Annotated in this window: 9 protein-coding genes and 1 riboswitch; of the genes, 6 read left to right on the forward strand and 3 right to left on the reverse strand. The window is 67.0% G+C overall.

Annotated features, from left to right (window positions below; translation table 11 throughout):
- Both A5711_RS00490 and A5711_RS00495 read left to right on the forward strand, forming a co-directional pair.
- Positions 1-1104: MFS transporter (locus tag A5711_RS00490; protein WP_067943000.1), on the forward strand; the 1104-nt coding region annotated here is incomplete at its 5' end.
- Entirely contained in the window at positions 1101-1589 is a 489-nt protein-coding gene (locus A5711_RS00495) for a DUF2771 domain-containing protein (RefSeq protein WP_082948247.1), read from the forward strand. The genes A5711_RS00490 and A5711_RS00495, both read left to right, overlap by 4 nt.
- Before the next feature lie 28 nt (positions 1590-1617).
- Here the strand turns inward: A5711_RS00495 and A5711_RS00500 are convergent, their stop codons facing one another.
- From A5711_RS00500 to A5711_RS00510, 3 genes are all read right to left on the reverse strand, one after another.
- Positions 1618-2622: a glutathione S-transferase family protein gene (locus A5711_RS00500; RefSeq protein WP_067943009.1), complete on the reverse strand. Its 1005-nt coding sequence runs from the start codon at positions 2620-2622 to the stop codon at positions 1618-1620.
- Positions 2623-2649: 27 nt separating this feature from the next.
- Positions 2650-4578: an acyl-CoA dehydrogenase family protein gene (locus A5711_RS00505; RefSeq protein WP_067943011.1), complete on the reverse strand. Its 1929-nt coding sequence runs from the start codon at positions 4576-4578 to the stop codon at positions 2650-2652.
- 110 nt (positions 4579-4688) lie between these two features.
- A complete protein-coding gene (locus A5711_RS00510; RefSeq protein WP_067943014.1) occupies positions 4689-5102 on the reverse strand; it encodes a cold-shock protein in 414 nt (137 codons plus the stop codon).
- 163 nt (positions 5103-5265) lie between these two features.
- Here A5711_RS00510 and A5711_RS00515 point away from each other — a divergent pair, with 163 nt between their 5' ends.
- The 4 genes from A5711_RS00515 to A5711_RS00530 form a co-directional block, all read left to right on the forward strand.
- Entirely contained in the window at positions 5266-5670 is a 405-nt protein-coding gene (locus A5711_RS00515) for a YccF domain-containing protein (RefSeq protein ID WP_067943017.1), read from the forward strand.
- The gene (gene moaA / locus A5711_RS00520) at positions 5667-6746 is read left to right on the forward strand and encodes a GTP 3',8-cyclase MoaA (RefSeq protein WP_067943020.1); all 1080 of its coding nucleotides are present in this window, start codon (positions 5667-5669) and stop codon (positions 6744-6746) included. The genes A5711_RS00515 and moaA overlap by 4 nt, the downstream gene beginning before the upstream one ends.
- A 4-nt stretch (positions 6747-6750) precedes the next feature.
- Positions 6751-7029, forward strand: a complete 279-nt coding sequence (locus A5711_RS00525) for a MoaD/ThiS family protein (RefSeq protein ID WP_067943024.1) — start codon at positions 6751-6753, stop codon at positions 7027-7029.
- Positions 7030-7238: 209 nt separating this feature from the next.
- Positions 7239-7464, forward strand: a riboswitch (cyclic di-AMP (ydaO/yuaA leader).
- Positions 7465-7476: 12 nt separating this feature from the next.
- Positions 7477-8010 (forward strand): transglycosylase family protein (locus tag A5711_RS00530; RefSeq protein ID WP_231987395.1); only part of this gene is annotated, 534 nt, incomplete at its 3' end.

Here is an 8010-nt window from a genome sequence, read left to right on the forward strand (position 1 = left end):
TTGGCGCTGGTGCTGATCTTGAATTACGACGGCGCCAGCGGGAGCTACCCGTCGTGGGTGCTCTACCCGTGCGCGCTGGCCATGATGGTGTTCTCCAAGTCGTTCAGCGTGCTGCGCAGCGCCGTCACGCCGCGGGTCATGCCGCCGACCATCGACCTGGTGCGGGTGAACTCGCGGCTGACCGTGTTCGGTCTGCTGGGCGGCACCATCGCCGGCGGGGCCGTCGCGGCCGGCGTCGAGTTCGTCTGCACCCACTTGTTCAAACTGCCCGGCGCGTTGTTTGTCGTCATCGCGGTCACCATCGTCGGAGCGGCACTGTCGATGCGCATCCCGCGCTGGGTCGAGGTGACGGCGGGCGAGGTGCCGGCCACCTTGAGCTACCGCCAGGACAGCGAACCGCAGCGACGGGCCTGGCCCGAGGAAGTCAAGAAGGTCCCCAAGAAGGCCACCGCAACGCTGCGACAGCCGCTGGGACGCAACATCATTACCTCGTTATGGGGCAACTGCACCATTAAGGTCATGGTCGGCTTTCTGTTCTTGTACCCGGCGTTCGTCGCGAAGGCGCACCAGGCCAACGGCTGGGTTCAGCTGGGCATGCTGGGCATGATCGGGGCAGCGGCCGGCATCGGCAACTTCGCTGGAAACTTCGCCGCCGCACGCCTGCAGCTGGGTCGGCCGGCCGTGCTGGTGGTCCGCTGCACGCTGGCGGTCTCGGCGGTCGCGCTGGCCGCGTCGGTGGCGGGGACCCTGGTGGCCGCCGTGATCGCCACCCTGGTCACGTCGGGCTCCAGCGCCATCGCGAAGGCCTCGCTGGACGCCTCGTTGCAAAACGACCTGCCCGAGGAATCGCGGGCCTCGGGCTTCGGGCGATCGGAGTCGACGCTGCAGCTGGCCTGGGTGCTGGGTGGAGCGGTGGGCGTCTTGGTTTACACCGAGCTGTGGGTTGGCTTCACCGCGGTCACTGCAATACTCATCCTGGGGTTGGCGCAGACGCTGGTCAGCTTCCAAGGGAATTCACTGATTCCGGGCCTCGGAGGTAATAGGCCGGTCATGGTCGAGCAGGAGGGCGTGCGCCGCGGCAGCCCGGCGGTGGTGCCTGAGTGAAACGCGGCGTGGCCGTGCTGCTCGCCGGCCTGATGACTCTGTTGTGCGTGGCCGTCGGGGTCGGCACCTGGCTGCTGGCGCGTCCGTCCGGCCCGCAGCGCCCGGAGATCAGCGCGTATTCACACGGCCACCTCGCGAGGGTGGGGCCCTACCTGTACTGCAGCGTGCTCAACCTCGACCAATGTGACACGCCGCAAGCCCAGGGCGAGCTGAAGGTCAGTGAGCGCTACCCGGTGCAGCTCTCGGTGCCCGACGCGATCTACCGGGCGCCCTGGCGTTTGCTACAGGTGTACGAGGACCCAACCAACACCACCAGCACCATCTTTCGGCCGAACACCCGCTTCGCCGTCACCATCCCCCCGGTCGACCCGCACCGCGGGCGGCTGGTCGGGATAGTCGTGCAGTTGCTGACGCTCGTGGTGGACCCGGCCGGTGAGCTGCGCGACGTCCCGCACGCGGAATGGTCTGTGCGCCTGAACTATTGAGCGCCGAGGCCGAAACTCCCGGGACCGGTCAGGCACCGTGCCCGGCGGGCACCCGCTCCCCTTCGACCGGAGTCCCGGGCGGTGTCCCATCCCCGAAAGGCTTTCCTCCCAATGCCTCTCGACCATGCGGTGACAGCCAGCCCGTCAGGTCCGGACCCTTGGGCACGATGCGGGTGGGGTTGATGTCGGCGTGCACGATGTAGTAGTGCTGCTTGATCTGAACGAAATCGATGGTGTCGCCGAACCCGGGCGTCTGGAACAGATCGCGCGCATACGCCCACAACACCGGCATCTCGCTCAGTTTGCTTCGGTTGCACTTGAAGTGCCCGTGGTAGACCGGGTCGAAGCGGGCGAGCGTGGTGAACAGCCGCACGTCGGCCTCAGTTATGGTGTCGCCCACCAGATATCGCTGATCGGCCAGGCGATCGCTAACCCAATCCAACGCGGCGAACAGCCGGTCGTATGCGGCGTCATAGGACTGTTGCGATCCGGCGAAGCCGCACCGATACACGCCGTTGTTGATCTCGGTGTAAACCCGCTTGTTCACCTCGTCGATCTCGGCGCGCAGCCGTTCGGGGTACAGCTCGGGCGCACCGTCGCGGTGGTAGGCGGCCCATTCCGTCGAGAAATCCAAGGTCATCTGCGCGAAATCATTCGTGACGACCGCACCAGACGGGACGTCGACGATCGCGGGGACCGTGATGCCTTTCGGGTAGTCGGGGAAGCGCTTGAAGTAGGCGTCCTGTAGCCGCGGGATCTTCAACACGGGGTCGACCCCGCCCGGATCGAGATCGAACGTCCAACTGCGTTCGTCATGGGTCGGTCCGCAAAAGCCAATGGAGAGAACGCTTTCCAGGCCAAGCAGACGCCGGACGATGATGGCCCGGTTGGCCCAGGGGCACGCTCTGGCGACAATCAGCCGATACCGGCCCGGCTCAACGGGATAGCCGTCTCGCCCATCGGCGGTGATGCGGGTGGTGATGTAGTTGGTGTCGCGGGTGAATTCACCCGCGCCGGCAACATAGGTGGCCATATTCCCCTTGTTTCGCTCGAATGTCGGCTAGGAACCCAGAAACCGCCGGGCCAGATTCGTTTCGGTTGATGCGCCCTGCTCCCAGTGGGCGATCCACGGGCCAGTGCCCTCCGACTGGTCGATGATGCCGTCCTCGAGCCAGGTGTAACGGCTCCCAACCACCTCGCGGGTCAGCCGGACGTCGCAGTCGTCGGTATTGGTCCACAATGCGTCGAACAGCGCCTCGACCCGCAGGGCGGCCTGCCGGCAAAACGTATCGGCCAGCTCGTAGGCCTGTTGACCGACCGCCGGGTCGTCGGCGCGCTGGGCCTCGGCCCGCACGCAGGCCGCGGACATCGCGAACAGCTCGGCACCGACGTCGACGATGCGCCCCAGGAAACCCTGGCGCTGCTCCAGTTTGGCTTGCCACCGCGCCATTCCGTAGAAGGTGTTGCGGGCCAGCTTGCGACTGGAGCGTTCGACGAACCGCAGGTGCGAGGCCAGCGGTCCGAATTCGCTGTAGGCCATGGGTCGCTGGCCTTCTCCAAAAACGAGCTGGGGCAACCACTTTGCGTAGAATCCGCTGGCGCCGACCGCCGCCGCGGCCTTCTGCCGCAAACCAGCGTCAGGCTTCGCGAGGTCACCGGCCGCAGACAGGTGGGCATCGACCGCCTCCCGGGCGATGAGCAGCCTCATGATCTCGCTGGATCCTTCGAAGATGCGATTGATCCGCAGGTCGCGCGATACCTGTTCGACCGGCACCGCGCGTTCGCCGCGCGCGGCCAGCGACTCCGCCGTCTCATAGCCGCGACCACCGCGGATCTGCATGACCTCGTCCGCGATGATGCACGCCATCTCGCTGGACCACAGCTTGGCCAAGGCCGCCTCGATCCGGATGTCGTTGCGCCCTTCGTCGGCCATCTGCCCGGAGAGCTCGAGCACCGCGTCGAGCGCATAGTTGGTCGCCGCGATGAACGAGATCTTGTGGGCCACCGCTTCGTGCTCGGCCAGCGGCTTGCCCCATTGCACGCGCTCCCCCGCCCACTCGCGCGCCACCTTCAGGCCCCACTTGGACGAACCCGTCGCGTTCGCGGGAATCGACAGCCGCCCGGCGTTAAGCGTGGTCAGCGCGATCTTCAATCCGTCACCCTCGCGGCCGATCAAATTTTCGCTCGGCACCCGAACGCGGTGCAGCCTGGTGACCCCGTTCTCGATGCCGCGCAATCCCATGAATTTGTTGCGCCGCTCCACGGTGATGCCGGGCGAATCGGCCTCGACAACGAAAGCGCTGATGCCACCGCGGTGCCCATCGCGGCGGGGCACCCGGGCCATGACGACCAGCAGTTCGGCGACCACGCCGTTGGTGGTCCACAACTTCACGCCGTCGAGTTCGTAGGCGGCCCCATCTTCGACGGGTGTTGCGGTTGAGGCCAGCCGTGCCGGATCGGAGCCGACGTCCGGTTCGGTCAGCAGAAACGCCGATATGGCGCCCGCGGCACACCGGGGCAAGAACTTCTTCTTCTGCTCCGGGGTGCCGGCGAGTTTGAGCGGCTCCGGCACTCCGATCGACTGATGGGCCGACAACAGCGCACCGAGGCTGGGATGAACGGACGAAACCATCATCAGCGCCCGGTTGTAGGCCACTTGTGACATGTTCAGGCCGCCGTATTCCGACGGAATCTTCATGCCGAAACAGCCCAGCTCGGCTAGCCCCTTCACATACTCGTCGGGAATTTGCGCGTCGCGTTCGATGACGCTGCCGTCAACGCTGCGGAGGAAGTCGCGCAACTTGTCGAGAAACGCGCGGGTGCGCGCCTCGTCGGCATCGGATGGTTTGGGAAACGGGTGGATGAGCTCCAACGGAAAACGGCCGAGAAATAGCTCTTTTGCGAAAGATGGTTTATCCCAACCGGTTTCGCGAGACTCCTCGGCCAGCGCCCTGGCTTGCTCCTCGGTGACATGCGCTTGCTGTGCCATCGCAGCCTCCTCGCTCGACGACTGTGGCGAGGTGGGAATACCCCGTGATCGCCACTTCCTCACCCCTTCCGCGCAGGGAGGAGGCACCCGGGCGCCCGGCGCCGAATGAGCTAGGCGTCGAGTTCCCGGGCGACCGCCCGCACCACCTCGGAAACCCGTCGTGCCGTCTTGCGGTCCGGGTAGCGCCCCTTGCGCAACTCGGGCTGCACGGCGCCCTCCAGCAGCGTGATCATGTCCTCGACCATGCCGTGCAGTTCGTCAGGACTGTGTTTGTGCTCGACGGGCGTCTCGCGGCGGCCTTGGGACTTGGTGAGGCTGGGCGGCGGCTCGATCAACTTGAGGCTCAACGCTTGCGGTCCGCGCCGCCCGGAGGCGATCCCGAACTCCACGCGCTGGCCCGCTTTGAGCCCCTCGACCCCAGCGGGCAACGCCGACGAGCGGACGTACACATCTTCGCCGTCCTCTTGCGACAGGAACCCAAACCCCTTGTCGGCGTCGTACCACTTAACCTTGCCGGTCGGCACTGGTCTCACCTGCTTGTCTAACGGATCAATTGAATGGCCAACACAATAAGCGTCCCGCCTGCGCAGGACGCCGTTTGGTCTGTAGATCCTACTCGGGTGCCTGCCTCGCGAGCACCCCCGTTATTGCCCACTCGGTACGCTGGGTATTACCGGTGGAGGAGATATGCGCCTGATCCTGAACATCATCTGGCTCGTGTTCGGCGGCCTGTGGATGGCGGCCGGATACGTGGTTGCGGCGCTCGTCAGCTTCCTGCTGATCATCACCATCCCGTTCGGCTTCGCGTCGCTGCGTATCGCCTCGTACGCGTTGTGGCCGTTCGGCCGCACGATCGTCGACAAACCCACAGCCGGAACGGGGGCCCTGATCGGCAACGTCATCTGGGTGCTGTTGTTCGGCCTATGGCTGGCGATCGGTCACCTGATCAGCGCGCTGGCGATGGCGGTCACCATCGTCGGCATCCCGCTCGCGTTGGCCAACCTCAAGCTGATCCCGGTTTCGTTGATGCCCCTGGGCAAGCAGATCGTCCCGGTCAGTTCACCGTCCCACTACCTCCCGGCGGCAGCATGACGCCGACCGCACTGGGCCTACCCACCGTGCCCGGCCGCACCGGCGGTGAGGCCGCGCGGGACGCGCCGACCGCGGGTCCGTTGGTCGACACCTACGGGCGCGTCGCCACCGACCTGCGCGTCTCGCTGACCGACCGCTGCAACCTGCGCTGCACCTACTGCATGCCGGCCGAAGGCCTGGACTGGCTGCCCGGCGAGCACCTGCTCCGCCCCGATGAATTGGCTCGGCTCATGCACATCGCCGTCACCCGTTTAGGGGTGACCAGCGTGCGGTTCACCGGCGGCGAGCCACTGTTGGTGCGACACCTCGAAGAAGTGGTCGCGGCGGCGGCCGGCCTGCGGCCGCGCCCAGAGATTTCGCTGACCACTAACGGCGTCGGGCTGGCACGGCGGGCCGCCGCGCTCGCCCAGGCGGGCCTGAATCGCGTCAACGTCTCGATGGACACCGTGGACCCCGACCATTTCGCGGCGATCACCCGACGGAACCGGCTCGACGAGGTGCTCGCCGGCCTGGCCGCCGCCCACGACGCGGGCTTGACGCCGGTCAAGGTCAATGCCGTGCTCGACCCCGTCACCGGTCGCGAGGACGTCGTCGCGCTGCTGCGGTTCTGCCTCGATTACGGCTATCAATTGCGGGTCATCGAGCAGATGCCGCTCGATGCCGGGCACCAGTGGCGCCGGGGCGCGGCGCTGAGCGCCGACGACGTGCTCGACGCGCTGCGCCCGCACTTTCGGCTCCGTCCTGACCCGGCGCCGCGCGGCTCGGCGCCCGCCGAGCTGTGGCTGGTCGACACCGGCCCGGGCACGCCCAGCGGGAAGTTCGGCGTCATCGCGTCGGTTTCCCACGCGTTCTGTTCGGCTTGTGACCGCACCCGCCTCACGGCCGACGGCCAGGTGCGCAGCTGCCTGTTCTCGGCCGTGGAAACCGACCTGCGAACCCTGCTGCGCGGCGGTGCGTCCGACGACGCGATCGAGACGGCGTGGCGCGTCGCGATGTGGGGCAAGCCGGCCGGTCACGGCATCAACGACCCGAACTTCATCCAGCCCGATCGTCCGATGAGTGCGATCGGTGGCTAGCCCGATGGGTCAGGCCGCCGTTCAGCAAGACGGGATTCAGGTGACCGTGCGCTATTTCGCGGCCGCGCGGGCAGCTGCGGGGGCCGAGTCGGAGACGCTGGTGGTACGCCCGGGAACGACGGTGGCCGAGCTGGTCGGGCGCCTCGCCGTCCGGGGGTCTCGACTCGCCGACGTGTTGAGCAGATGCTCCTACCTGTGCGACGGGGTCGCGGTCCGCGACGAGACCGCAACGTTACGCGCCGGCAACACGATCGACGTTCTACCGCCTTTCGCCGGCGGCTAAAACTGTGAAATGCGTCACGTAACGGAATGATAACGGCGCAATCACGCTCCGATATCGAGCTCAGTGACCTGCGTGAATGCCGCGTGTTCCTCGGGTTTTCGCACATGGCCGAGAGGGAAACGCCGGGTTTCGCAGAACGTGACGGGACCAACAGAAACCGCTACGTTTCTCCGAAGGCTCGCCAAGACAACCGAATTGGCGGACCTCCCCTCCCTATCGCGCCGAGCTCCATCCAATAGGCAGGGGCCCACCGACCTACGTGGATGGAGGCGGGGGACCCACCGGTCCACCGTGATCGGACTGGGGCCGCATGCGGCCCCTTGGGGTGAAGCCGACGTCGTTTGCAGTGGATACGCACTGAGTTCGATGACGGCCGGGTGGCCTCTCCAACCCGAACCCGACAGCTGACCTCGCAGGCGCGTGACACGAGAGGATCCTTCACGGCCTATGAGTGGACGTCACCGTAAGCCCAGCACGTCGAACATCAGCGTCGCCAAGATCGCCGTCACCGGGGCGGTCCTCGGTGGCGGCAGCATCGCCCTGGCCGGCCAGGCGGCCGCGGCCACCGACGGCGAATGGGACCAGGTAGCCCGTTGCGAGTCGGGCGGCAACTGGGGCATCAACACCGGCAACGGCTACCACGGTGGCGTGCAATTCAGCTCGAGCACCTGGGCCTCACACGGCGGCGGCCAGTACGCCCCGTCGGCCGAATTGGCCACCAGGGACCAGCAGATCGCCGTCGCGGAGCGCGTGCTGGCCACTCAGGGCCGCGGCGCGTGGCCCGTGTGCGGCGGCCCGCTGTCGGGCCCGACGCCGCGCGAAGTTCCGGCGCCCGCCGCCCTGGACGCTCCGCTGGATGCGCCCGGCCTCAACGGCCAGCCAGCACCGCTGGCTCCCCCGCCTGCCGATCCGCCCGCGTCATCATCGCCTCGACCCGCGCGTCGACCGGGGTGTACGAGGATCGGTGCGGCCCGATCCTCG

The organism is Mycobacterium sp. E2238 (assembly GCF_001672665.1).
Lineage (GTDB): Bacteria > Actinomycetota > Actinomycetes > Mycobacteriales > Mycobacteriaceae > Mycobacterium.

What these genes read in the sequence shown, in the direction of transcription:
- moaA (WP_067943020.1), top strand. Translation starts at nt 5,667, where the DNA reads ATGACGCCGACCGCACTGGGCCTACCCACCGTGCCCGGCCGCACCGGC.
- A5711_RS00500 (WP_067943009.1), bottom strand. Translation starts at nt 2,622, where the DNA reads ATGGCCACCTATGTTGCCGGCGCGGGTGAATTCACCCGCGACACCAAC.
- A5711_RS00505 (WP_067943011.1), bottom strand. Translation starts at nt 4,578, where the DNA reads ATGGCACAGCAAGCGCATGTCACCGAGGAGCAAGCCAGGGCGCTGGCC.
- A5711_RS00525 (WP_067943024.1), top strand. Translation starts at nt 6,751, where the DNA reads ATGGGTCAGGCCGCCGTTCAGCAAGACGGGATTCAGGTGACCGTGCGC.
- A5711_RS00515 (WP_067943017.1), top strand. Translation starts at nt 5,266, where the DNA reads ATGCGCCTGATCCTGAACATCATCTGGCTCGTGTTCGGCGGCCTGTGG.